General features: G+C 62.9%; 23 protein-coding genes. 19 read left to right on the top strand and 4 right to left on the bottom strand.

Annotation, left to right across the window (positions count from 1 at the left end; all coding sequences use genetic code 11):
- Positions 1-153: 153 nt before the first annotated feature.
- The 6 genes from AC07FD_RS18300 (at position 154) to AC07FD_RS18275 (ending at position 7,903) form a co-directional block, all read left to right on the top strand.
- Positions 154-1,659, top strand: a complete 1,506-nt coding sequence (locus AC07FD_RS18300) for a UxaA family hydrolase (protein ID WP_478350990.1) — start codon at positions 154-156, stop codon at positions 1,657-1,659.
- A gap of 147 nt (positions 1,660-1,806) precedes the next feature.
- Positions 1,807-2,805 carry an aldo/keto reductase gene (locus AC07FD_RS18295; RefSeq protein WP_478350989.1) on the top strand — a complete coding sequence of 333 codons (999 nt, stop codon included), beginning with the start codon at positions 1,807-1,809 and terminating at the stop codon, positions 2,803-2,805.
- A gap of 336 nt (positions 2,806-3,141) precedes the next feature.
- Positions 3,142-4,134, top strand: a complete 993-nt coding sequence (locus AC07FD_RS18290) for an ABC transporter substrate-binding protein (RefSeq protein ID WP_457152183.1) — start codon at positions 3,142-3,144, stop codon at positions 4,132-4,134.
- A 159-nt stretch (positions 4,135-4,293) separates the two neighbouring features.
- Positions 4,294-5,847: a sugar ABC transporter ATP-binding protein gene (locus AC07FD_RS18285; protein WP_478350988.1), complete on the top strand. Its 1,554-nt coding sequence runs from the start codon at positions 4,294-4,296 to the stop codon at positions 5,845-5,847.
- Positions 5,844-6,812, top strand: a complete 969-nt coding sequence (locus AC07FD_RS18280) for an ABC transporter permease (protein ID WP_478350987.1) — start codon at positions 5,844-5,846, stop codon at positions 6,810-6,812. The genes AC07FD_RS18285 and AC07FD_RS18280 overlap by 4 nt, the downstream gene beginning before the upstream one ends.
- A gap of 74 nt (positions 6,813-6,886) precedes the next feature.
- Positions 6,887-7,903, top strand: a complete 1,017-nt coding sequence (locus tag AC07FD_RS18275) for a zinc-binding alcohol dehydrogenase family protein (protein ID WP_478350986.1) — start codon at positions 6,887-6,889, stop codon at positions 7,901-7,903.
- A gap of 101 nt (positions 7,904-8,004) precedes the next feature.
- On the opposite strand, the gene phnF is transcribed toward AC07FD_RS18275, so the two are convergent.
- Positions 8,005-8,754, bottom strand: a complete 750-nt coding sequence (gene phnF / locus AC07FD_RS18270; protein WP_478350985.1) for a phosphonate metabolism transcriptional regulator PhnF — start codon at positions 8,752-8,754, stop codon at positions 8,005-8,007.
- Between the two features lie 121 nt (positions 8,755-8,875).
- On the opposite strand from phnF, the gene phnG reads away from it, so the two are divergent.
- The 13 genes from phnG to phnE (AC07FD_RS18205) all read left to right on the top strand — a co-directional run bounded on the left by phnG (position 8,876) and on the right by phnE (AC07FD_RS18205) (position 20,052).
- Positions 8,876-9,337, top strand: coding sequence for a phosphonate C-P lyase system protein PhnG (gene phnG / locus AC07FD_RS18265; RefSeq protein WP_478350984.1), 462 nt, complete (start codon positions 8,876-8,878; stop codon positions 9,335-9,337).
- Positions 9,337-9,948: a phosphonate C-P lyase system protein PhnH gene (gene phnH / locus AC07FD_RS18260; protein WP_478350983.1), complete on the top strand. Its 612-nt coding sequence runs from the start codon at positions 9,337-9,339 to the stop codon at positions 9,946-9,948. The genes phnG and phnH overlap by 1 nt, the downstream gene beginning before the upstream one ends.
- 1 nt (position 9,949) lies before the next feature.
- Positions 9,950-11,062, top strand: a complete 1,113-nt coding sequence (locus AC07FD_RS18255; protein WP_478350982.1) for a carbon-phosphorus lyase complex subunit — start codon at positions 9,950-9,952, stop codon at positions 11,060-11,062.
- Positions 11,059-11,979 (top strand): alpha-D-ribose 1-methylphosphonate 5-phosphate C-P-lyase PhnJ, encoded by a 921-nt coding sequence (locus AC07FD_RS18250; RefSeq protein WP_478350981.1) that lies wholly within the window; start codon positions 11,059-11,061, stop codon positions 11,977-11,979. The genes AC07FD_RS18255 and AC07FD_RS18250 overlap by 4 nt, the downstream gene beginning before the upstream one ends.
- Positions 11,972-12,415, top strand: a complete 444-nt coding sequence (locus AC07FD_RS18245; protein ID WP_478350980.1) for a hypothetical protein — start codon at positions 11,972-11,974, stop codon at positions 12,413-12,415. The genes AC07FD_RS18250 and AC07FD_RS18245 overlap by 8 nt, the downstream gene beginning before the upstream one ends.
- Positions 12,412-13,188 carry a phosphonate C-P lyase system protein PhnK gene (phnK, locus tag AC07FD_RS18240; protein ID WP_478350979.1) on the top strand — a complete coding sequence of 259 codons (777 nt, stop codon included), beginning with the start codon at positions 12,412-12,414 and terminating at the stop codon, positions 13,186-13,188. Before AC07FD_RS18245 ends, phnK begins: the two co-directional genes overlap by 4 nt.
- 222 nt (positions 13,189-13,410) lie before the next feature.
- Positions 13,411-14,118, top strand: a complete 708-nt coding sequence (phnL, locus tag AC07FD_RS18235; protein WP_478350978.1) for a phosphonate C-P lyase system protein PhnL — start codon at positions 13,411-13,413, stop codon at positions 14,116-14,118.
- Positions 14,115-14,732: a DapH/DapD/GlmU-related protein gene (locus tag AC07FD_RS18230; protein ID WP_478350977.1), complete on the top strand. Its 618-nt coding sequence runs from the start codon at positions 14,115-14,117 to the stop codon at positions 14,730-14,732. The genes phnL and AC07FD_RS18230 overlap by 4 nt, the downstream gene beginning before the upstream one ends.
- A gap of 86 nt (positions 14,733-14,818) precedes the next feature.
- Positions 14,819-15,529, top strand: coding sequence for a DUF1868 domain-containing protein (locus AC07FD_RS18225; protein ID WP_478350976.1), 711 nt, complete (start codon positions 14,819-14,821; stop codon positions 15,527-15,529).
- Between the two features lie 134 nt (positions 15,530-15,663).
- Positions 15,664-16,512: a phosphonate ABC transporter ATP-binding protein gene (phnC, locus tag AC07FD_RS18220; RefSeq protein ID WP_478350975.1), complete on the top strand. Its 849-nt coding sequence runs from the start codon at positions 15,664-15,666 to the stop codon at positions 16,510-16,512.
- A 148-nt stretch (positions 16,513-16,660) separates the two neighbouring features.
- On the top strand, positions 16,661-17,569 hold the full coding sequence (gene phnD / locus AC07FD_RS18215; protein ID WP_478350974.1) for a phosphonate ABC transporter substrate-binding protein: 909 nt from the start codon (positions 16,661-16,663) through the stop codon (positions 17,567-17,569).
- 55 nt (positions 17,570-17,624) lie between these two features.
- On the top strand, positions 17,625-18,581 hold the full coding sequence (gene phnE / locus AC07FD_RS18210) for a phosphonate ABC transporter, permease protein PhnE (RefSeq protein ID WP_478350973.1): 957 nt from the start codon (positions 17,625-17,627) through the stop codon (positions 18,579-18,581).
- 103 nt (positions 18,582-18,684) lie between these two features.
- On the top strand, positions 18,685-20,052 hold the full coding sequence (gene phnE, locus AC07FD_RS18205) for a phosphonate ABC transporter, permease protein PhnE (RefSeq protein WP_478350972.1): 1,368 nt from the start codon (positions 18,685-18,687) through the stop codon (positions 20,050-20,052).
- Between the two features lie 24 nt (positions 20,053-20,076).
- Here phnE (AC07FD_RS18205) and AC07FD_RS18200 read toward each other — a convergent pair whose 3' ends face one another.
- The 3 genes from AC07FD_RS18200 to AC07FD_RS18190 all read right to left on the bottom strand — a co-directional run bounded on the left by AC07FD_RS18200 (position 20,077) and on the right by AC07FD_RS18190 (position 23,361).
- Complete coding sequence (locus tag AC07FD_RS18200; protein WP_478350971.1) at positions 20,077-20,928, bottom strand: sugar phosphate isomerase/epimerase family protein; 852 nt, start codon at positions 20,926-20,928, stop codon at positions 20,077-20,079.
- A 39-nt stretch (positions 20,929-20,967) separates the two neighbouring features.
- Positions 20,968-22,155 carry a Gfo/Idh/MocA family protein gene (locus AC07FD_RS18195; RefSeq protein WP_478350970.1) on the bottom strand — a complete coding sequence of 396 codons (1,188 nt, stop codon included), beginning with the start codon at positions 22,153-22,155 and terminating at the stop codon, positions 20,968-20,970.
- 150 nt (positions 22,156-22,305) lie between these two features.
- Entirely contained in the window at positions 22,306-23,361 is a 1,056-nt protein-coding gene (locus AC07FD_RS18190) for a sugar phosphate isomerase/epimerase family protein (protein WP_478350969.1), read from the bottom strand.
- Between the last annotated feature and the right edge of the window lie 264 nt (positions 23,362-23,625).

Here is a 23,625-nt window from a genome sequence, read left to right as displayed (position 1 = left end):
GCAAAATCGCTTTCGGAACACCCAAGGACATGCGGGACTCCCCAGCGAAAAAACAATTGACGCAAAACTGTTTTTTCACGATAAAAGACATTATCTTTTAACAGGCGCGTGTCAATCCGCCCGCGCATCCCAGGATCACCCAGGAAACCGCCCGTGAACGCCTCCAACAGCATTCTTCTGTCTCCCGCCGACAATGTGGCCGTCGCCAACGGCCGCATCGAGATCGGCACCACGCTGCCGGGCGGTGCCGTCGCCACTGCGCTGATCGAGCCCGGCCACAAGGTGGCGATCAAGCCGATCGCCACCGGCGAGGCCGTGGTGAAATACGCCCAGGCAATCGGCCGCGCGACACAGGACATAGCGCCGGGCGAGCATGTTCATTCGCACAATCTGGTTTTCGAATCCGGCCGTTTGCCCGTAGTGCCGCCGAGCGAGGCCGAGCACGCAACAGAAGCCGACCGCAGCCGCACCTTCATGGGTTATCGCCGCGCTGATGGTCGTGCGGGTACGCGCAACTTCATCGGCATCATCGCCAGCGTCAATTGCTCGGCCACGGTTTGCCATGCCATCGCGGACCAAGCCAACCGGACCCTGCTGCCGAAATATCCCGGCATCGACGGTTTCGTCCCGATCGTCCACGGCCAGGGCTGCGGCATGAGCGGCACCGGCGACGGCATGATGGTGCTGCATCGCACGCTCGCCGGCTATGCCCGCCATCCCAATTTCGGCGGTGTGCTGATGGTCGGGCTCGGCTGCGAGGTCAATCAGCTCACCCTCTATGGCCAGAAAGGCGCCGCCGCCGGCAAGCGCCACTTCAACATCCAGGACGCGGGTGGCTCGCGCAAATCGGTCGAAAAGGCGATGCTGGTGCTGGCCGAGATCGCGGAGGAAGTCGGCCAACTGAAGCGTGAGCCGATCCCGGTCAGTGAGATCGTCGTCGGCCTGCAATGCGGCGGCTCCGACGGCATGTCCGGCATTACGGCCAATCCGGCGCTGGGCGCAGCCGTCGATATCCTGGCCGGCGTCGGCGGCGTCGGCATCCTTTCCGAGACAACCGAGATTTATGGTGCCGAGCACCTGCTTGCCTATCGCGCGGCAACACCGGAGATCGCGCAGAAGCTCGACGGTTTCGTCAAGTGGTGGGAGGATCACGTCGCCAAGCATGGCGCCTCGATCGACAACAACCCCTCGCCCGGCAACAAGCGCGGCGGCCTCACCACCATCCTGGAGAAGTCGCTGGGCGCGGTCGCCAAGGGCGGCCAGACGCCGCTCAACGGCGTCTTCGGCTATGCCGAAAAGGTCACCGGCAACGGACTGGTGTTCATGGACACGCCCGGCTACGACCCGGTCTCGGCCACCGGACAGGTGGCGGGCGGCGCCAATGTCATCGTCTTCACCACCGGCCGCGGCTCGTGCTTCGGCTGCCGGCCGACGCCGTCGATCAAGGTCGCCAGCAACTCGACCATGTATCAAACCATGGAAGAGGATATGGACGTCAACTGCGGCGTCATCGCCTCGGGCGAGAAAACCATCGCCGGCATGGGCCGCGAGATCTTCGAACTGATCGTCGAGACGGCTTCCGGCCGCAAGACCAAGAGCGAGGATTTCGGCTACGGCGACAACGAGTTCGTGCCCTGGCATCTTGGTGCAACGCTCTAACCCGTTGTTTTTGCATAATTCCCAAGGGAAAGCGCTATGCGCTTTTCCCGGGAAAACCGTTACACGTCTTTCCTGGAATTGCTCTAGATTGAACTGACATCTGAAGGCTGCCAACCGGACAACGGTCGGCAACAGGGAGGTTTTCGCATGAACAAGCGCCGCATCGGTCAGACCGCGCTCGAGGTCACCGAGATCAGCTTTGGCGGCGCCGCGATCGGCGGCCTCTACCGTGCCTGTTCGCGCGAGTCGGCGATGGAGACGCTGCAAGGCGCTTGGGAGGCCGGCCTGCGCTATTTCGACACCGCACCCTTTTACGGTTTCGGCCTGTCGGAACGCCGTTTCGGCGACTTCCTTCGCTACAAGCCGCGCGATTCCTATGTGCTGTCGACCAAGGTCGGCCGCCTCTTCCGCCCGGTGCCGGACGACCATGTACCCGATCACTCCTATGTCGATCCGCTGCCGTTCGCGCTGGACTACGACTATTCCTATGACGGCATCATGCGTTCGGTCGATTTCAGCTATGCGCGGCTTGGCCTCAACAAGATCGACATCCTGTTCGTCCACGACATCGGCGCCTATACGCATGGCGTCGAGAAAACCAAACTGCATTTTCGCGAGTTTATGGATGGCGGCCTCAAGGCACTCGAAGAACTGAAGCGTTCCGGCGTCATTTCCGCCTATGGGCTTGGCGTCAACGAGGTCCAGATCTGCCTCGATGTGATGCGTCGCGCGCCACTTGATTGCATCCTGCTCGCCAGCCGCTATTCCTTGCTCGACCGCAGCGCCGAAGCGGAACTGCTGCCATTGTGCAGGGCACAACAGACGTCACTGGTCATCGGCGGCGTGTTCAACTCCGGCATCCTGGCGACCGGGCCTGTGCAAGGCGCGCATTTCGACTACCTGCCCGCCAACCACGATGTGCTGGACCGCGTCGGTGCGATGGAAAGGATCGCCACCGAGGGTGGCTATCCGCTGGCCGCTGCCGCGTTCCAGTTCGCCTTGCATGAACCCGCGGTCGCCACGGTGCTGACCGGCACCGCCAAGCTGGCAAACCTGACCCGCAACCTCGAATTGCTCGACGTCGACGTGCCCCAGACGGAATACGCCAGATACCGGCCCTATACGCTGGTGCAGGAGCTGGCGTGAAGCCCCCATCCACCCACCGTGAGAGGTGACCTGGGCTTCACATTCTTGCGATCCCATGAAAGAATGAACATTCCATATTGACTAACGAGTGGAATTAATATTCCATGGCTTCACAGAACGGAACGGGAGCGTTTGACGGCGGCAAGGGAGGAGTGGCGCGGTTATTTCCCCCTGCCAGACCTCGGCAGGGTTGACGCGGAACACCGCTTGCATCGGCTGGGCCGATGCACTATCAAAACACTGTAAATGTTTTTTATTGATAAAGTTCTGTTTGGGCCACGCCTATCCGGACGGAGCTTCCGTAACGTTCACCGGGCGACTTAGGGAGGATTCCTAATGAAATTCGTAACCAGCATTCTCAACCGCCGCGCCGTGATGACGCTGGCAGCAGCCTCGATGCTCGCCGGCGTCATGCATTCGGCGCCGGCTTCGGCGGCGGACGTGACCATTCCGATCATCGTCAAGGACACCACGTCCTTCTACTGGCAGATCGTTCTGGCCGGCGCCCGCAAGGCTGGCAAGGACCTGGGTGTCAACGTACCGGAACTCGGCGCCCAGGCTGAAACCGACGTCAACGGCCAGATCTCGATCCTCGAGAATGCCGTCGCCGGCAACCCGGCCGCCGTCGTCATCGCGCCGACCGAAGCCAAGGCGCTTGGCAAGCCGATCGACGAAGCCGCTGCCAAGGTCAAGGTTATCGGCATCGACTCCGGCGCCGACTCCAAGGCCTTCACCTCGTTCCTGACCACCGACAACGTGCAGGGTGGCCGCGTCGCCGCGGACGGTCTTGCAGCAGCCATCGGCGAAGCCAATGGCGGTAAGGTCGAGGGCAAGGTCGCGTTGATCACGGCACTTCCCGGTGCCGGCTCGCTGGAACAGCGCGCCCAGGGCTTCAAGGAACAGCTCAAGGCAAAATATCCGGGCCTCGAGCTCGTCGCCGACAAATATGCCGACGGCCAGGCCACCACCGGCCTCAACATCGCCACCGACCTGATCACCGCCAATCCGGACCTGAAGGGCATCTTCGCCTCCAACCTGATCATGGCGCAGGGCGTCGGCCAGGCGATCGCCGAGAACAAACTCGCCGGCAAGGTTGGGCTGATCGGCTTCGACAGCGACGAGAAGCTGATCAAGTTCCTCAATGACGGCGTCATTTCCGGCCTCGTCGTCCAGGACCCGTACCGGATGGGCTATGACGGCATCAAGACGGCGCTCGCCGCCTCGAAGGGCGAGAAGGTCGAGGCCAATGTCGACACCGGCGCCAACCTTGTCACCAAGGCCAACATGAAAGACCCGAAGATCGACGCGCTGCTCAACCCGAAGCTCTGAGCCACCGCATCCAAATCGTTTCCGGGGCCTCGCGCCCCGGAAACATCCACTGCCGGCACAAACGGCTTGGCAATCCACAAGCTTGAGCTAGGCTGCCTTTCGAGGCGCATCCTTGCCTTGCAAGCGTGCCAATCGTGAGGCCAATCTGGGAGGATTGTCATGACGTCGACGGCGCAGGACCTGCATCCGGCACCCGTGCTGGAACCAGGGCGGACCATCCTCCAATTGCGCGGGTTGGAGAAGCGCTACCCCGGCACCCACGCGCTGAAGCCGGTCAACCTCGCTTTCAAGTCCGGCGAGATCCACGCCATCGTCGGCGAGAACGGCGCCGGCAAATCAACGCTCATCAAGCTTCTCACCGGCGTCATGCCGCGCACCTCCGGAGAGGTGATCTGGGAGGGCCAGCCGGCAGCCTTGGCGACACCGCATGAGGCGATGGCACTCGGCATCAATGCCGTGCACCAGGAGGTCGTGCTCTGCCGTCACCTGACGGTGGCTGCCAACATGTTCCTCGGCGAGGAGAATTCGCGCTTCGGGATCCTGCAGCAACGCGCCATGGTCAAGGAAGCACAGAAGATCATCGACGATCTCGGCTTCGATCTGCCGGCGCATGTCGCGCTCGGCGACCTCACCATCGGCCAGCAGCAGCTGATCGCCGCCGCCCGCGCCACCGTGCGCGGCACCAAATTCCTGATCTTCGACGAGCCGACCGCCTACCTGACCCGCAAGGAGGCCGACCAGCTCTTCACCCTGATCCGCCGGCTGAAGGGCGAGGGCGTGACGATCATCTACATCAGCCACCGCATGGAGGAAGTGTTCGAGCTGGCCGATCGTGTTTCCGTGCTGCGCGACGGCACGCTGGTTGGTACCCGCAACATCGCCGAGACCAACGACGCGGAGCTGGTCAAGATGATGATCAACCGCTCGATCGAACAGATCTACCACAAGGAACATTTCACACCGGGCGCGGCGATCCTCGAATCCAGGAACCTTTCCGGCAAAGGCTTCGAGAATGTATCGATGACGGTCCGAGCCGGCGAAATCGTCGGGCTCTACGGCCTGATTGGCGCCGGGCGCAGCGAGTTCGTCACCACGCTTTACGGCCGCCACCGCAAATCGGCCGGCCAGATCCTGTGGGAAGGCAAGCCGGTCCAGATCAACTCCGAGCATGACGCGATCAAGCTTGGCATGGCGCTGGCGCCGGAAAGCCGTCGCGATCAGGGTCTGTGCCTCAACCTTTCGGTCGGCCTCAATCTCAACCTGCCGATCTACAAGCGCATCTCGAACAATCTGCTGATCTCCAATGCGCAGGAAAGGACCCAGGCCGACCGCCAGATCGCCGATCTCAGGATCAAGACGCCGACGCGCAGTGCACTGGCGTCCAGCCTGTCCGGTGGCAACCAGCAGAAGATCGTCATCGGCAAATGGCTGGCCCACGGCGCCAGGCTGTTCATCTTCGACGAGCCGACGGTCGGCGTCGACGTCGGCACCAAGGCCGAGATCTACCGCCTGTTCAGCGTATTGTTGTCGAAGGGAGCCGGCATCATCCTGATCTCGTCCTACCTGCCCGAGGTCTACGAACTGGCCGACACGCTGCACGTATTCCGCCGCGGCAAACTGGTGGCCACGCACGGGTTCCGCACCGCCGACCACGAGGAAATTCTCACACAGGCGCTCGCCGAGAAACAAGAAAAGCTGGGAGAACAGATATGAGCACCGAGGCGATTCCTGCCGAAAAACCGAAGCGCAACTACAATGCCCTGTTCGGGCTGACGCTGCTGGCGCTGCTGGTGCTGTTGTGGGTCATCCTGTCACTGTCGACATCCAGCTTTGCTTCGGCCAACAACATCTCGAACCTGCTGCGCCAGGGCTCGATGATCGCCATCCTGGCCGTCGGCCAGACCTTCGTCATCATCACCGGCGGCATCGATCTTTCGGTCGGCGCCGTGGTTGGCTTCGCCACCGTCATAGCCGCGATGCTGATCAATGCCGGCATCCCGGTCTTCCTCGCCATCCTCATCACCTTGCTGGTCGGCGTCGCCATTGGCCTGTTCCATGGCTTCGGCATCGTCAAGATGGGGCTGCCGCCCTTCATCATCACGCTGGCGACGCTGACGTCGTTGCGCGGCATCGGTCTTTTGATGACCAACGGCAATTCGATCTCGATCAACAACGATGCCTTTCAGGAGTTCTCGCGCAACTCCTTCCTCGGCGTCCCCAACCTGTTCTGGATGGTGATCCTGGTCGGCATTCCGGCCTACATCTTCCTCCATCACAGCCGTTGGGGCCGGTATTTGTTCTCGGTCGGCTCCAATGCCGAGGCCTCGCGCCTGTCCGGCGTCAATGTCCAGCGGACCATCTACATGGCTTACACACTGTCAGGTCTCTGCGCGGCGTTCGTCGGCGTGTTGCTGGCCTCACGCATCGGCATCGGCAACCCGACCCAGGCCGAGGGTTGGGAACTGCAGGCGATCGCGTCGTCGGTGATCGGCGGCACCTCGTTGTTCGGCGCGGTCGGCTCGGTGCACGGGCCGCTGCTCGGCGCCTTCATTCTGGCCACCATCAACAACGGCGCCAATCTCTTGAACGTCAACGCCTTCTGGCAGCGCATCATCACCGGCGCGCTGATCATCATCATCGTCTATTTCGACGGGCTGCGCCGCCGCGGTGGCAAGTGACAATAATTTGAGATCGATCGCCGGCCCTGTCACGAAAATGGGCCGGCGATTTTCATGACAAACTGGATTGAAGCATGAAAGCCGTCGTCTGCCGCTCGCCTGGTGAGCTCGTTCTGGAAGACCGTCCGGCGCCGAGCGCGCCACCTCCCGGCTGGGCGCTGGTGGCTGTCAGCCATGTCGGCATCTGCGGCACCGACTATCATATCTTCGAAGGCAAGCACCCATTCCTAGCCTATCCCCGCATCATGGGCCATGAAGTGTCGGGAACGATCATCGAGACCGGCGAAGGCGTTGAACTTTCCGCTGGCGAGCTGGTGGTCATCAATCCCTATCTTTCCTGCGGCAAGTGCATCGCCTGCCGGCACGGCAAGCCGAATTGCTGCGTCAGGATCGAGGTGCTCGGCGTCCATCGCGACGGGGCCATGTGCGAACGGATTCTGGTGCCGGCACAAAATCTCTATCCGGCAAACGGCCTGTCGCTGGCCGACGCCGCCGCTGTCGAGTTCCTGGCCATCGGCGCGCATGCAGTGCGGCGCGCAAGCGCCGATCCCGGCGCCCGCACGCTGGTCATCGGCGCCGGTCCGATCGGGCTCGGCACGGCCATCTTCGCCGGCATCGCCGGGCTTGACGTGACGCTGCTCGACATGAGCAGCGAAAGGCTTGCCTTTGCCGCAAACGAGCTCGGTTTCCAGACCCTCGACGGTTCGCGCGGCGCGGTGTCCGATCTGGTCGGGCAAGCGACCGCTGGCGAAGGCTTCGATGTGGTCTTCGACGCCACCGGAAACACCCAGTCGGTGCAGTCGGCCTTCGCCCATGTCGCGCATGGCGGAACACTGGTGCTGGTCAGTGTCGTCAAGGACGACATCACCTTCTCCGATCCGGAATTCCACAAGCGCGAGATGACCCTGATCGGCAGTCGCAATGCGTTGCCCGCCGACTTCAACCACGTCGCCGCCTCGATCCGCAACGGCGCCGTGCCATTGGCCAAGCTCGTCACCCACCGCACCACGCTGGCCGGCACGCCTCGCGATCTCGCGCGCTGGGCACATGCGAAATCCGGTCTGATCAAGGCTGTGATTGAGGTCGGATAGAAACAATTCCAGGAAAGTGTGAAGCGGTTTTCCGGGAAAAGCGCTTAGCGCTTTCCCTAAGGGAATTGCATTCGACAATCTAGGCAACCGGCAGTGTCGGCTCACAGCGCCGACAATTTGAGTTCGACCCGCTCGGCCGGGAACCGTGACTCGGAAAACTGGATCGGCTGGCCGTCGGGTGTGACGTTGACGGCGACCGTGACCAGCACGATGGCGCCGGGCTTCAGGTCGAGGTCGGCGAGGTCGGCGGCATCGGCATGGCGCGCTGACAGCATGGTCGATTGCCGCAGATAGTCGTCTATGCCGAAACGTGCCAGCGATGCGGTGATCGAGCCGGTTTCCGTCATGGCGGCATCGATGCCGGCAAAGCGCCTGGCCTCGAACCAGCCGGCAGCACGCGATACCGGGCGGCCATCGGCTTCGCCGCGTGTTTCCAGCCGGATCACATCAGTCCCCCTGGCAAGGCCAAGCCCCTCGGCGACGCGCTGGCTGGCCGGCTCGACCGACGCGGCAAGCAGGACGGTATGCCGTTCCGACGCCTGCCCCTGCAGGCCTGCCGAAAAGCGTGTGCGCGCGCCTATCGGATAGGACAGCCGCTTGCGCGACAGCACGAAGGTACCGCGCCCCTGCTCGGCCCGCAGCACCCCTTCCTGCACCAGGGCGGCAATGGCACTGCGCACCGTGTGGCGGTTGACGCCATAACGCTCGGCCAGCGCAACCTCCGGCGGCAGCGCTGCATTCTCGGCGAAATCGCCGATGGCGATCGCATGCAGGATCTTGTCGGCAATCTGCCGCCACAGCGAGACACCGCTACGACGCTCGATGCTGTCCACTGCCAGCTGTCCGACCATCAATTGCCCCCAGCGTTCTATCGCTTGTCATCCACCCGTCATGGACTCGCGTTAGATAATAGGTATTATTTGTATAGTTGTCTATATCAATAGACAAATTTAGCCAAGAGGAATATGGCTCATGCGAGGACAGGAAGCCCGCGACCAGGCCGAGCGCAAGGCCGCCATGGCAACACTGGCACAATCCAGCGGCGATAACATCGTCCGGCTCTGGAACGAGTCCGGGCTGCCTTCGGAAGCCGAGCTGCTGCGTGGGCCTGAAACCGGCCTGATCACCGTGCGCGGCCGCATCGGCGGTGGCGGCTCTCCGTTCAATGTCGGCGAAGCGACCGTTACCCGCGCCACTGTCCGGCTGCCGTCCGGACAGGTCGGCCATTGCTATGCGCTTGGCCGCGACAAGCAGAAGGTGAGGCTGGCGGCCGTAGCCGACGCGCTGTGGCAGGATCCGGCCCGTCGCGCCGAGGTCGAGACCGGGCTCATAGCGCCGCTGCGGTCGGCTCTGGCCGCGGCGCATGAACGGCGCCGCGCCGAGACGGCGGCAACGAAGGTGGATTTCTTCACCATGGTTCGCGGAGAAGACTGATGGACATCGCAGCGCAATCGATCGAAGGCGGTTTCGCCGATCCGGTCTTCAACGCCCAGACCGTGTTTCGCGCGGTCATGGACGCGATGGCGCGGCCGGGCAGCATGCAGCCCCTGCCGGCCTTCGCTCGCCCGCCGGTGCCGCTTTCGGCGACCGCCGGCGCCGTAGCGCTGGCGCTTTGCGACAACGACACCCCGCTCTGGCTCGATCCCGCTTTGCAGGCCTCCGCCGCGATCAAATCCTGGCTTGGTTTCCACACCGGTGCCCCTTTGGCCAACACACCGGCCGATGCACATTTCGCGCTCATTGCCGCGCCAGCAGAGATGATGGCGCTCGATGGTTTTTCGCAAGGTACCCAGGACTATCCCGACCGCTCCACCACGCTGATCCTGCAAGTCAGTGATCTCGTTTCGGGTGTCCCGCTGCTGCTCGAAGGCCCCGGCATCGAAACCAGTGCCACGATCGCGCCAGCGCCGATGCCGCGTCATTTCGTCGAACAGTGGAAGCAGAATATCAAGCGCTTTCCGCGTGGCGTCGACATCATCCTCGCCACATCAGACGGCGTCGCCTGCCTGCCGCGCACCACGCGCATCAAGACGATGGAGGCCTGAGATGTATGTCGCGGTAAAAGGTGGCGAGGCGGCCATTGCCAACGCCCACAGCCTGCTGGCCGACCGCCGGCGCGGCGACCGTTCGGTGCCCGCCCTTCGCCTCGACCAGATCGTCGAGCAGCTGGCGCTGGGCGTCGACCGGGTGATGAGCGAAGGCTCGCTCTACGACCGGGAGCTGGCCGCGCTTGCCATCGTCCAGGCGCGCGGCGACTTGATCGAGGCGATCTTCCTGGTGCGCGCCTACCGTACCACGTTGCCGCGCTTCGGCTATTCCAAGGCGATCGACACCGCCACCATGCTGGTCGAGCGGCGCGTTTCGGCGACCTACAAGGACCTGCCCGGCGGCCAGTTGCTCGGCCCGACCTTCGACTATACGCACCGGCTGCTCGATCCCGAGCTTGCCGCCGGCAGCGATGTTGCCGAGCCGCTGCAGCGCGAGACGGAAACGCAAGCCATGCCGCGCGTCTCGCCGATCCTTGCCCGCGAAGGGCTGATCGAGCCGGATGGCGAGATGCCGCAGGACCATGTCCCGGGCGACATCACGCGCGAGCCGCTGGAATTCCCGATGGCGCGCGACATCCGCCTGCAGGCGCTGTCACGCGGAGATGAGGGTTTTCTGCTGGCGCTCGGCTATTCCACCCAACGCGGCTATGCCCGCAACCATCCGTTCGTCGGCGAGATCCGCATCGGCGAGGTCGAACTGGAACTGGATGTGCCCGAACTCCCGTTCGCCGTGCCGCTCGGCAGCGTGCGGGTCACCGAATGCCAGATGGTCAACCAGTTCAAGGGCTCGGCCAAGGCGCCGCCGCAATTCACCCGCGGCTACGGCCTCGTCTTCGGCCAGAGCGAACGCAAGGCGATGGCGATGGCACTCTGCGACCGGGCGCTGCGCGCTTCGGAACTCGGCGAAGATGTCGTCGCCGCCGCGCAGGACGAGGAGTTCGTCATCTCGCATTCCGACAATGTCCAGGCGACCGGCTTCGTCGAGCACCTGAAGCTGCCGCACTATGTCGACTTCCAGGCCGAACTCGAGCTCGTGCGCCGCATGCGCGCCGAATATGACGCCCGCGAAAACCCGGTGAAGGCGGACGACAAGAGGGAGGCCGCGGAATGACCGCTCAACCGACGGACATCGCCACCTACAACTTCGCCTATCTCGACGAACAGACCAAGCGGATGATCCGCCGTGCGATCCTCAAGGGCATCGCCATCCCCGGCTATCAGGTGCCGTTCGCTTCGCGCGAGATGCCGATGCCCTATGGCTGGGGCACCGGCGGCGTCCAGGTCACCGCCTCGATCATCGGTCCCGACGATGTGCTGAAGGTCATCGACCAGGGCGCCGACGACACCACCAATGCGGTGTCGATCCGCGCCTTCTTCAAGAAGGTCGCCAACGTCGCGGTGACGACAGAGACGGCCAAGGCCACGATCATCCAGACCCGCCACCGCATCCCCGAGCATCCGCTGACCGCGGGCCAGGTGTTGGTCTACCAGGTGCCGATCCCCGAGCCGCTGCGCTTCCTCGAGCCGCGCGAGACCGAAACGCGGAAAATGCATGCGCTGGAGGAATATGGCCTGATGCATGTGAAGCTCTACGAGGACATCGCCAGGCACGGCCGCATCGCCACCACCTATGCCTATCCGGTCAAGGTCGAGGGTCGCTATGTGATGGACCCGTCGCCGACGCCGAAATTCGACAATCCCAAGATGCACCGCTCGCCGGCCTTGCAGTTGTTCGGCGCCGGCCGCGAAAAGCGCATCTATGCCTTGCCGCCGTTCACCGAAGTGGTCAGCCTCGACTTCGAGGACCACCCGTTCGAGGTGCAGACCTTCGACCACCCCTGCGCCCTGTGCGCGGCCGAGAACGTCTATCTCGACGAGGTCATCCTCGACGACCATGGCGGTCACATGTTCGTCTGCTCCGACACCGATCACTGCGAGAAGCGGCGTGAAGCGGGCCATCGCGGCCATCTGGCGGCCCTTGATGCCGGCGAGGGAAGTCATGCCCCCGGAGGCCTCTCCGATGGGTAGCTCCTTCGTCGAAGTTGATGAAAAGGGCTTCTGGATGAACGATGGCCTGCTGTGTCTTTGGCTGCGTTTGCTTGCGCTGCACGTCGAAGCCAATCCCGATCGGTCAGCACCGGAAATGATCGCCCGAGACAATTGGCTTTTTCAATCCGAGATACAGATTGTAGGGGCCGTTGTGACGGATTTGGACATCGTGGCGCATGACCAATCCGCGAAGCAAAAGGTCGCCAGCGCGATAAGCCGCCTTCTGAAGATACTGGAGATTCAGACAAAGGCGCTTGAGCCCGCCACGATCGAGCTTATTGGACTCGGCAACTGGTCGCGTCCAATCGAGACCCGTCGGATGATCGAAATCGGCAACGCATTTCTCGACCTGCTCGCCGGCAGAATCACGGCAGGAGCAGATAGTACCGAATTCATGCCAGGATCTCGCCCATGACCGACGAACCGCTGCTGCGCGTCTCGGCGCTTTCCAAATTCTACGGTTCGCGCGTCGGCTGCGACAACGTCTCCTTCGACCTGTGGCCTGGCGAAGTTCTGGCGGTCGTCGGCGAGTCCGGTTCCGGCAAGACGACCCTGCTCAACTGCCTGTCGACCCGACTGCTGCCGAGTTCCGGCACCGCCAGCTACCGCATGCGCGACGGCCAGTTCCGCGAGCTCTACCGGATGAGCGAGGCCGAGCGTCGCTTCCTGATGCGCACCGACTGGGGGTTTGTCCACCAGAACCCGGCTGACGGCCTGCGCATGACGGTGTCGGCCGGCGCCAATGTCGGCGAACGACTGATGGCGGTCGGCGACCGCCACTATGGAAAGATCCGCGCCACGGCCGTCGACTGGCTGTCGCACGTCGAGATCGACGAAGACCGCATCGACGACGAGCCGCGCGCCTTTTCCGGCGGCATGCGCCAGCGCCTGCAGATCGCCCGCAACCTCGTCACCGGGCCGCGGCTGGTGTTCATGGATGAGCCGACGGGCGGCCTCGACGTCTCGGTGCAGGCACGCCTGCTCGACCTGCTGCGCGGCCTGGTCACCGATCTTGGTCTCGCGGCCATCGTCGTCACCCACGACCTTGCCGTGGCGCGGCTTCTGTCGCAGCGCATGATGGTGATGAAGGACGGCCGCGTCGTCGAAAGCGGTCTCACCGACCGCGTGCTCGACGATCCCCGCGCGCCCTACACCCAGTTGCTCGTTTCCTCGATTTTGCAGGTGTGATGTGTTTGCGCTGAGTCACCCCCCTCTGGCCTGCCGGCCATCTCCCCCTCAAGGGGGGAGATTTGCAGCTTTTCTGCCTCGCCAATTCTGCAACGTTGGAGAATGGCGAAACCCGAAGCGACAGCCGATCTCCCCCCTTGAGGGGGAGATGGCCGGCAGGCCAGAGGGGGGTGCCTGGCACCACGCAAGATCACCATCGAATGCCGACCGGAGAACCTTCTGATGCCGACGCCCCTCGTTGTTTCCGACGTCGCCAAGAGCTTCACCATGCATCTGCGCGACGGCGTCAAATTGCCGGTCATTGCTGGCGTGTCTTTCTCGATCAGGGCTGGTGAATGCACCGTGCTCGGCGGCCCTTCCGGTGCCGGCAAGAGCTCGATTCTGAAGATGCTTTACGGTAACTACGCCGTCGACGAGGGCCAGATCATCGTCAAGCACGATGATGGGCTGATCGATCTCGCCACCGCCAGCCCGCGCACCGTGCTTGCCATACGCCGGCAAACGATCGGCTATGTCAGCCAGTTCCTGCGCACCGTGCCGCGCGTCTCGGCGTTGGATGTCGTCGCCGAACCACTGGTCGAGCGCGGCGAGGACCGCGAGAGCGCGCGCGGCAAGGCTCGCGCCTTGCTGGCGCAGCTCAACCTGCCGGAAAAACTCTGGGCGTTGCCGCCGGCAACCTTCTCCGGCGGCGAGCAACAGCGCGTCAACATCGCGCGCGGCTTCATCACCGAGCACCCGATCCTGCTGCTCGACGAACCGACCGCCTCGCTCGATGCCAGGAACCGCGACGTGGTGATCGAACTCATCGCCGCCAAGAAGGCCGCGGGCGTCGCCCTGCTCGGCATCTTCCACGACCACGACGTGCGCGAGGCCGTCGCCGACCGCATCATCGACGTGACCGCTTTCGCGCCCGGAAAAATCGCCGCATGACGAAAAAGTTGTCAGAGACGCCGCTGATCCACCCGACGGCGGACGTGCAGAACTCGACGCTTGGCCGCTGGACCGAGATCGCCGACCGAAGCCGGGTTTCCGAGAGCATCCTCGGCGACTATTCCTACTTGATGCAGGACTGCGCCGTCTGGTGCGCGACGATCGGCAAGTTTTCCAACATTGCAGCCAGCGTGCGCATCAATGCCACCAACCACCCGACATGGCGGCCGACGCTGCACCATTTCACCTATCGCGCTTCCGACTATTGGGACGACGCAGAGCACGAAAGTGAATTCTTCGCCCAGCGCCGCGCCAAGCGGGTCACCATCGGCCACGACACATGGCTTGGCCACGGCTCCACCATCCTGCCTGGCGTCACCGTCGGCGATGGCGCCGCGGTCGGTGCCGGTGCGGTCGTCTCGAAGGATGTCGCGCCCTACAACATCGTCGGCGGCGTGCCGGCCAGACCGATCCGTGAGCGTTTCGACCGCCGCACCGCCGAACGCTACCACGCGCTCGCCTGGTGGGACTGGGACCATGCCAAGCTGCGGACAGCACTGGATGATTTCCGGGAACTGTCGGCCGACGCCTTTCTGGAAAAATATGGCGGATAGGCCATCACATCATTGTCATGGGTGAGCCTGTTTCATATCCCTGACACATCGCCGGGGCACGACGCCATCTGCCCTGGAGATCGCAAATGCCTGTTTCTGTCAGACCCTCGCTCGCCGGATTCTTTGCCGGCTCCAATCCGAAGCCACCCGTTCATCTCGGCACGCGCTACGACATGTCGGGCAATTTCCTGATCGAGCCCGGCAACACGGTCGTCAGCCATCTCGTCAGCGGTTCGCCCTCCGAGGCTGTGGTGCTTGAGGTGCGCGACCGGATGCTGGCGATGCCCGATGCCGACCGGCTGGCCTTCACCCCCGTCTCCAGCCTGCACATGACGCTGTTCCAGGGCATCATCGAATATCGCCGCCGCTTGCCCTACTGGCCACATGACGTGCCGCTCGACACCAGCATCGACGCGATGACCCGCCTCTACCTGGAACGCCTGAAGGGTTTCAAGGGCTTCGGGCCGTTCAACATCAAGGTGGTCGAAATCGTACCGACCGGCCTCACCGTCGCCGGCGCGACCGACGAGGACGTGCGCATCATGGGCGCATGGCGCGATGCCTTGGCGGTGCCGTTCGGCTACCGGCATCCCGATCACGACAGCTACGTCTTCCACATCACCTTAGCCTATCCGATCCAGCGTCTGGCGGATGACAGGGCGGTCGCATGGCAGCAACTGTTCGATGACTCTCTCGCGCTTTTCGCGCGGCGGGCTCCGGCGATCGAGATCAAGGCGCCGGCCTTCTGCAGCTTCAGGGACATGGAGCATTTCGAGGAGTTGCAGGTGCTCGGCTGATCGACACCACCAGGCGCCTGACGCCGCGCCTGTGGGCGGTAACAAAACTGACATCAATCCGACACCGCAGGTTCATGGCGCTGCGCTAGCGAAGTTCTTAACAGACCTTCAACGCGACTGGACTGGAAACGACCATGTCAGCCACGCTCGAAATCCGCGGCGTCACCCGACGATTTGGCAAGAACACTGCCGTCAGCGATATCAACGTCTCGATCCCGCAGGGTCAGATGGTTGGCATTATCGGCCGTTCGGGTGCTGGCAAATCAACCCTTCTTCGCATGATCAATCGTCTCATCGATCCCAGCCAGGGATCGATTTTTTTTGACGGTACCGAGGTCTCCCAGTTGCGCGGTTCGCCGCTCCGGCGCTGGCAGCGCGACTGCGCCATGATCTTCCAGCAGTTCAACCTGGTGCCGCGCCTCGACGTGCTGACCAATGTGCTGCTCGGCAAGCTGAACCACCGTTCGACCCTGTCGAACCTGCTTGGCATGTTTTCCCGCGCCGAATGCGCCGAGGCGGTCGCCGCGCTCGAACGGCTCGACATCGCCCGCACCGCAATGCAGCCTGCCGGCACGTTGTCGGGCGGCCAGCAGCAGCGCGTCGCCATTGCCCGCGCCATGATGCAGCAGCCCAAGGTGATCCTCGCCGACGAGCCGATCGCTTCGCTCGACCCACTCAACGCCAAGGTGGTGATGGATTCGCTGCAGGACATCAATCTGCGCGAAGGCATCACCGTCGTCACCAATCTGCACACGCTGGACACTGCCCGCGCCTACTGCAACCGCATCATCGGCATGGCCGCCGGCAAGGTCGTCTTCGACGGCCCGCCGGAAGAGCTCAACCGCGAGGCCGTCCGCCTCGTCTATGGCGCCGACAGCAATGGCGGCGAAATCTCCGAGGCCATCACCTCGACCAGCATCGCCTACAAGCAAAAGATCACTGCATCCGCCGGACCGCTCGAGCCCGCATTCCCGGGATATTGAGTCCATGATCCCGAAAAGTGGAAACCGGTTTTCGGGAAAGATCATGGGTCAAGAAAGAGCGACCTGGATCGCCAGCCCGCGTCAAGGGCACCTGTCAGAATAACCAACGCTACCGGCGCGGGGCCGGAACCCACAGGAGAGATATCCAATGTTCAGGAAGATGGTTTTTAGCGCCGTTTCGGTGCTCGCCATGGCAACCAGCATGGCCCACGCCGCCGATATGAAGGAATTCCGCGTCGGCATCCTTGGCGGCGAGAACGAAACCGACCGGCTGCGCAACTACCAGTGCCTGGCCGACCATCTGAAGGCCGAATTTGGCTTCGAGAAGGTCTCGCTGTTCCCCGCCGCCGACTATGACGGGGTCATCCAGGGCCTGCTCGGCGGTACCCTCGACTTCGCCGAACTCGGCGCTTCCGGCTATGCCAGCATCGCCCTCAAGGACCCGAAGGCGGTAACCCCGATCCTCACCACCCAGCAGACCGACGGCGCCACCGGCTACTATTCGATCGGCCTGGCGCTCGAGTCTTCCGGCATCACCGACATCAAGTCGGCCAAGGGCAAGAAGCTCGGCTACGCCGATCCGGATTCGACCTCCGGCTATCTGATCCCGCTGACCCAGATCCCGAAGGACACTGGCGCTTCGAACGAAACCTTCTTCGCTTCGACCCAGTTCAATGGCGGCCACGAGAACAACGTTCTGGCCGTGCGTGACGGCAAGGTCGACGTCGCGGTGGACGATTCCTCGGGCATCGGCGATTTCAAGAACGGCTACACCTCCGGCACCTTCCACAAAGAAGTCGCCAAGGGCGCCGTCGACCCCAACGACTTCGTCGAAGTCTGGCGCTCGGGCCTGATCCCGAACGGCCCGCTGGTCGTGCGCACCGCGCTCGGCGACGACATGACCGCCAAGCTGACTGCCTTCTTCACGGCCCTGCCGGCCAAGGACAAGGCTTGCTTCGAGGGCGTCGAAGGCGGCGATTTCACCGGCTACGTTCCGGTGAAGGCGGACTTCTACAACGTCATCGTCGAAGCCCGTAAGGCGGCCATCGGCGGCTAACGGCAAAAATCAGAAGGGCGGTGTTCAAAACACCGCCCTTTCTGTTTGTCCGATCATGACCCCTTCCGTGACAGCCCCCTCCGCCGCCACCCATCAGATGGCCGATGCCTGGCGACGCCAGATATCGCTGCGCCGGCTCTATACGGTGCTTGGCGTCGGTTTGCTGCTTGCCGCGATGTTTGCGAGCATGTGGTTCGCCGACGAAGCCAATGCCGGGCACTTCTTCGACCGGCTGCCGCATATCCTGGATTTCCTGAGCTGGCTGATCCCCAAGGATTGGAACGACGTCTGGCGGGCGCTGTTCGACATTGCCTCGCCGCATGACACCGGCACCCAGGAATTCAACTTTCCGCTCGGCCGCGTCTATGTCTGGGGCGGCTTTTACATCCCTGAATATTTCGAGCTCATGCTGACCACGGTGAACGTGGCGCTGGTCTCTACGTTTATCGGCTTCACCTTCGCCGTGCCATTTTCCTTCATCGCCGCGCGCAATCTGACGCCGCATCCGGTGCTGAGGCTCGTCGTCAAGCGCTTCATGGAGCTGCTGCGCGCCTTTCCGGAGATCGTCATTGCTGGCCTCTTCGCCGCCATCGTCTCGACCGGTCCGATCGCTGCCATCATCGCCATCGGCCTGCATTCGATCGGCGCGCTCGGCAAGCTGTTCTATGAGATCAACGAGAACATCGACATGCGCGCCGAGGAAGGCCTGAGGGCGGTCGGCGCCAACTGGTTCGAGCGGGTGCGCTTCGCCGACCTGCCGCAGGTGCTGCCCAACTTCATGTCGTACACGCTGCTCCGCGTCGAGATCAATGTGCGCGCTTCGACCATCATTGGCGCCGTCGGCGGCGGCGGCATCGGCGAGGAATTGAAACTCTCGATCTCACGCGGCTTCGGCGCCAAGACACTGGCCCTGGTGCTGCTCTTGTTCACGACCATCTTCATTATCGACCAGTTCTCCGCCTGGCTGCGCCGCAAGCTGGTCGGCGAACAAGCCTTCCTGATGGGTGCTTAGCCATGATCCCGAAAAGTGGAATCCGGTTTTCGGAAAAGACCATGGCAAAATCAAAAGATAGAGCCCCATCCCGGTTCTATCGAGATGGATCAGGCTCTTGATCATGGCGACGATGACCGCCGACGAAATCCGGTCGATCGAGGAGCGCTACCCGCAAGTGTTCCGGCGGCCGACGTACAAGCGCTTTGCCCCGCTGTTCCTGTTCGTGGGCATCCTGCTCTACCTCATCTATGCCTTGTGGTTCTTCAGCCTGCCGCAAGTGCTGCGGGAATCGCACTGGGAACGCCTGCCGCTCTTCCTGACGCAGTGGATCAGCTACGACCTGCAGCCGGAATTTCGGCTCGACCAGCCCGAGATCACACCGAAATACCCGCGCTTTTCCGCGCTTGGCGAGAACCCGAATCCAGACTGGGTCATCAAGAACGCGGACGGCACCTTCAGCGTCTTGATCGACGGTCCGGACAAGTCCGTCACCTTCGACAAGACCAAGGCGACGATCGTGGCCAATGGCGTGACGGTGCCGGTGTCGCTGACCGGCGGCAAGCCGGTGATCTCGGGCCCGGTGCCGGACTGGATCACCGCTCATGACGACGAGGTGGTGGCCAAGATGGGCTTCGCCGGCGAAGTGCGCGTCACCGTCGACCGCGTCAAGGTCCGCAAGCGCTTCCTCGGCTGGGCAAATTTCGTCTTCGACACGCGCTCGCCCTTCTTCGGCAAGTCGGCCAGTGAAGTGGTCTCGCTCATCGTGTCCGGCCCCGAACTCAAGCCGGGCACCTCGAACCTCGCGCTGGCGGGAGACAATATCTGGAACAACGCCCAGTGGCAGCACGGCGACGTCTGGACGAAGTTGTTGCAGACCATCGTCATGGCCTTTCTCGGCACGCTGCTCGGTGGCATCGTCGCCTTCCCGCTTGCCTTCTTCGCCGCCCGCAACATCACGCCGAACGGGCTGCTCAGCCAGGTGCTCAAGCGTTTCTTCGACTTCATGCGTTCGGTCGACATGCTGATCTGGGCGCTGTTCTTCACCCGCGCCTTCGGCCCTGGCCCGCTGGCCGGCAGTGCCGCGATCTTCTTCACCGAGATCGGCACGCTGGGCAAAACCTATTCGGAAAGCCTCGAGAACATCGACGACAAGCCGCGCGAGGGCATCAAGTCGACAGGTGCCAACGGTTTGCTGGTGCAGCGCTATGGCGTGATGCCTGAAGTGATTCCGATCTTCATCAGCCAGACGCTCTACCAGTGGGAATCCAACACCCGCGGCGCCACCATCATCGGCGCCGTCGGCGCCGGTGGCATCGGCCTGAAATTGTGGGAAGCGATGCGCACCAACTCCAACTGGGCCAACGTCTTCTACATGGTGCTGCTGACGCTGGCCGTCGTGTTCATCTTCGACAACATATCCAACTTCCTGCGCCGCAGGCTGAGCCGGACCATCCACGACTACAACAGGATCCAGGCCGAGCAAAATTAGCGATCGCGGCGCTTCAGGCGCGCCCTATGCCGCTTTCTTCCACCCGTTCCTGATATGCTTGTAGCCGTCGCGATAGACGGCTTCCGGGCTCTCGGAAAAATCGCGCCACACCTTGGTCGCCGCCGCCAGGTCCTTGAGCGAACGGCCGAACGCCTCGATCGTCAGCCAGTCGTCATAACCACTCTTGCGGATGGCGGAGAATGTTTCCTTCCACGGGATATTGCCGCGCCCCGGCACGCCGCGATCGTTCTCCGAAATATGGATATGGACGACATTCCTGCGGTGTTTTGTATAGGCGCCGATCGGGTCGGCTTCCTCGATATTGGCATGGAACGTGTCGTACATCGCCTTGATGTGCGGCCGGTCGATGGCATCGATATGCTCGGACAGATCCGCCATCGTGTTGAGAAGATAGCATTCGAAGCGGTTCAACGCCTCGAGCCCGATGGTGACGCTCCTCTTGGCGGCATGATCGCCGATCGCGCGTTGCGAAGCGACCGAGCGCTTCTTTTCGGCGGCTGTCGGCCCTGAGCCGGAAAAGGCACCGAGCGTCGAATGCAGCGGGCCGCTCAGCGTGCTGGCGCCGAGCGCGTCGGCGCAGTCGATAGCCCATTTCATATAGTCGACGCCGGCCTTTCGGGTCGCGGCGTCGGCCGCGATCAGGTTCATCGCCGGATCGCCCATCGCTGACACGGCGGTCCGCTCCAGCCCGATACGGTCGAGCAACTCACCCAGTTTCTTGTAGTCGTCGGGCGTGCCGGCGAAGATCGGTATCTCGACGCCATCGAAGCCGGTTGCCTTGATGTCGCGGAGCAACGGCTCGTGTTTCTTCGACACCGCCGTCGTCCACAGGAACATGCACATGCCGATTTTCATCGACGCCCCTCCCCGGTGAATTCCCCTCGCCGGTCGAAGTTACAGTTTCGTCCAGGCCCCATTCTTCTTCGACGACTTCACGCAGGCCTCGATGAAGGCCATGCCCTCGACGCCGTCCTGAATGGTCGGAAAGACGACATCCTTTGCCGGCTTGCCGCCCTTCTTGCGCGCCGCGCGGATGGCGCGCGCGGCCTCCTGGTAGATGTTGGCAAAACCTTCGAGGTAGCCCTCGGGATGGCCCGGCGGAACCCGGCTGACACGCCCCGCCACCGGCAGCGCCCCGGCGCCGTTGCGGGTGATCAGTTGCTTCGGCTGGCCGAAGGGCGTGTACCAGAGATAGTTCGGGTCGGCCTGCACCCATTCCAGCCCGCCCTTGGAGCCATAGATGCGCAGCTTCAGCCCGTTCTCATGGCCCGGTGCTACCTGGCTGGCCCAGATCATGCCCTTGGCCGCATGCGTCTTGCCGGCCGGCTTGAAGCGCAGCATGACGTTGACATTGTCGTCGAGCAGCCTCCCCGGCACGAAGGCGTCGAGATCGGCCGATAGGGAATCGAGCTCCAGTCCCGAGACGAAGCGCGCCAGGTTGTAGGCGTGGGTACCGATGTCGCCCAGCGCGCCGCCTGCGCCTGCCTGCTTGGGATCGCCACGCCACGACGCTTGCTTCTGGCCGGTGGCGGCGAGGTCCTCGGTCAGCCAGTCCTGTGGATATTCGGACTGCACGATGCGGATGTCGCCGAGCACGCCCTTGGCCACCATCTCGCGCGCCTGCCGCACCATCGGATAAGCGGTGTAGTTGTGGGTGAGCACGAACACCTTGCCGGACTTCTCGACCACGGCGGCCAGCTTCTTGGCCTCTGCAAGCGTCGTCGCCAGCGGCTTGTCGCAGATGACGTGGATGCCGGCCTCGAGGAAGGCCTTGGCCGCCGGCACATGGACATTGTTGGGGGTGACGATGGCCACCGCCTCGATGCCGTCGGGCCGCTTGGCCTCGGCCTTGGCCATCTCGGCATAGGAGCCGTAGCTGCGATCCGGGTCGAGCCCGAGTTCGGCGGCCGAGGCCTTGGCGCGCGCCGGATCGGAGGACAGCGCACCGGCGACCAGCACGAAATCATTGTCCATGCGCGCCGCGATGCGGTGCACCGCGCCGATGAAGGCGCCTTGCCCGCCGCCGACCATGCCATAGCGGATCGGACCGCCTCCGGTTTCCGACTTCGATGCGCCGACCATGTCTTTTCTCCTCGTGTCTGAAATATCCCTGCCCCTTGACGGGAGGTCGATCCGCGCAACGGATCGGGTGGGTCGTAGAGGTAGAGCTCGGTTGAACTGACCCTACCCGGGCCCGTCTACCACCCTCCCTCGAGCGGGAGGGAAGCCGCGTTAAATCCCCATCATGCCGCGCAGCACTTTCTTGTCGGTGGTGCCGCCGGCAAAGTCGTCGAATGCCTTTTCCGTCACCCGGATGATGTGGTGCTGGATAAACGGTGCACCTTCTGCCGCGCCGTCTTCCGGGTGCTTCAGGCAGCATTCCCACTCCAGCACCGCCCAGGAATCGTAGTTGTACTGCGTCAGCTTGGAAAAGATGCCGCCAAAATCCACCTGTCCGTCGCCGAGCGAGCGGAAGCGGCCGGCGCGGTTGGTCCAGCTCTGATAGCCGGAATAGACGCCTTGCCTCCCGGTCGGGTTGAACTCGGCGTCCTTGACGTGGAACGCCTTGATGCGCTCGTGATAGATGTCGATGAATTCGAGATAGTCGAGTTGTTGCAGCAGGAAGTGCGACGGATCGTAATTGATGTTGCAGCGCTTGTGGCCGCCAACCGCGTCGAGGAACATCTCGAAGGTGGCACCGTCGAATACATCCTCGCCGGGATGGATTTCGTAGCCGACATCGACGCCATTTTCTTCATAGACGTCAAGGATCGGCTTCCAGCGCTTGCCGAGCTCCGAAAAAGCCTCCTCGATCAGGCCGGCCGGGCGCTGTGGCCACGGATAGAGGTAAGGGAAAGCCAGTGCTCCGGAGAAACTCACAGAGGCGTTCAGCCCGAGATTGCGCGAGGCCTTGGCGCCGAACTTCATCTGTTCGACCGCCCATTTCTGACGCGCCTTGGGATTGTTGTGCACCGAAGCCGGCGCAAAGCCATCGAACTGCGCATCATAGGCCGGATGCACCGCCACCAATTGCCCCTGCAGATGCGTCGACAGTTCTGTGATCTCGATGCCGGCGTCGGCACAGATGCCTTTCACCTCGTCGCAATAGGCCTTGGAAGATGCCGCCTTCTTGAGATCGAACAAGCGCGCGTCCCAGGTCGGGATCTGCACGCCCTTGTAACCAAGACCAGCCGCCCATTTGGTGATCGAAGCCAGTGAATTGAACGGCGCGGCGTCACCTGCAAACTGCGCCAGAAACAGTCCAGGGCCCTTCATGGTCGTCGGCATTGGCATCCTCCCTCATTTTCCTCGCGACCGAGCATAGCGCCGATTGGAAGCAGGGCCAGCCACTTTGGTCTTTTCACACCGGGCGCTTGTGCGCGCCGCTATTCTGGTATTACCAAATACGAAGATTTGGTCAAGTCTTGTAGTGCATCGCCCGAACCCCTGAGGCAGGCAAAAAAGGGATACATATCTCAATATAATCAATGAAATAATTCGGAGTGAGCGCAGCAGTCCGCCGCTTCTTGCCGTCCATGGGAAATTGCTGTA

Source organism: Mesorhizobium waitakense (assembly GCF_056431085.1).
This window is presented reverse-complemented; position numbering and strand designations above follow the sequence as displayed.

Coding starts and splice junctions, on each gene's coding strand:
- AC07FD_RS18295 (WP_478350989.1), top strand. CDS start 1,807: ATGAACAAGCGCCGCATCGGTCAGACCGCGCTCGAGGTCACCGAGATC.
- AC07FD_RS18290 (WP_457152183.1), top strand. CDS start 3,142: ATGAAATTCGTAACCAGCATTCTCAACCGCCGCGCCGTGATGACGCTG.
- AC07FD_RS18285 (WP_478350988.1), top strand. CDS start 4,294: ATGACGTCGACGGCGCAGGACCTGCATCCGGCACCCGTGCTGGAACCA.
- AC07FD_RS18280 (WP_478350987.1), top strand. CDS start 5,844: ATGAGCACCGAGGCGATTCCTGCCGAAAAACCGAAGCGCAACTACAAT.
- AC07FD_RS18275 (WP_478350986.1), top strand. CDS start 6,887: ATGAAAGCCGTCGTCTGCCGCTCGCCTGGTGAGCTCGTTCTGGAAGAC.
- phnF (WP_478350985.1), bottom strand. CDS start 8,754: ATGGTCGGACAGCTGGCAGTGGACAGCATCGAGCGTCGTAGCGGTGTC.
- phnG (WP_478350984.1), top strand. CDS start 8,876: ATGCGAGGACAGGAAGCCCGCGACCAGGCCGAGCGCAAGGCCGCCATG.
- phnH (WP_478350983.1), top strand. CDS start 9,337: ATGGACATCGCAGCGCAATCGATCGAAGGCGGTTTCGCCGATCCGGTC.
- AC07FD_RS18255 (WP_478350982.1), top strand. CDS start 9,950: ATGTATGTCGCGGTAAAAGGTGGCGAGGCGGCCATTGCCAACGCCCAC.
- AC07FD_RS18250 (WP_478350981.1), top strand. CDS start 11,059: ATGACCGCTCAACCGACGGACATCGCCACCTACAACTTCGCCTATCTC.
- AC07FD_RS18245 (WP_478350980.1), top strand. CDS start 11,972: ATGGGTAGCTCCTTCGTCGAAGTTGATGAAAAGGGCTTCTGGATGAAC.
- phnK (WP_478350979.1), top strand. CDS start 12,412: ATGACCGACGAACCGCTGCTGCGCGTCTCGGCGCTTTCCAAATTCTAC.
- phnL (WP_478350978.1), top strand. CDS start 13,411: ATGCCGACGCCCCTCGTTGTTTCCGACGTCGCCAAGAGCTTCACCATG.
- AC07FD_RS18230 (WP_478350977.1), top strand. CDS start 14,115: ATGACGAAAAAGTTGTCAGAGACGCCGCTGATCCACCCGACGGCGGAC.
- AC07FD_RS18225 (WP_478350976.1), top strand. CDS start 14,819: ATGCCTGTTTCTGTCAGACCCTCGCTCGCCGGATTCTTTGCCGGCTCC.
- phnC (WP_478350975.1), top strand. CDS start 15,664: ATGTCAGCCACGCTCGAAATCCGCGGCGTCACCCGACGATTTGGCAAG.
- phnD (WP_478350974.1), top strand. CDS start 16,661: ATGTTCAGGAAGATGGTTTTTAGCGCCGTTTCGGTGCTCGCCATGGCA.
- phnE (WP_478350973.1), top strand. CDS start 17,625: ATGACCCCTTCCGTGACAGCCCCCTCCGCCGCCACCCATCAGATGGCC.
- phnE (WP_478350972.1), top strand. CDS start 18,685: ATGGCGACGATGACCGCCGACGAAATCCGGTCGATCGAGGAGCGCTAC.
- AC07FD_RS18200 (WP_478350971.1), bottom strand. CDS start 20,928: ATGAAAATCGGCATGTGCATGTTCCTGTGGACGACGGCGGTGTCGAAG.
- AC07FD_RS18195 (WP_478350970.1), bottom strand. CDS start 22,155: ATGGTCGGCGCATCGAAGTCGGAAACCGGAGGCGGTCCGATCCGCTAT.
- AC07FD_RS18190 (WP_478350969.1), bottom strand. CDS start 23,361: ATGCCGACGACCATGAAGGGCCCTGGACTGTTTCTGGCGCAGTTTGCA.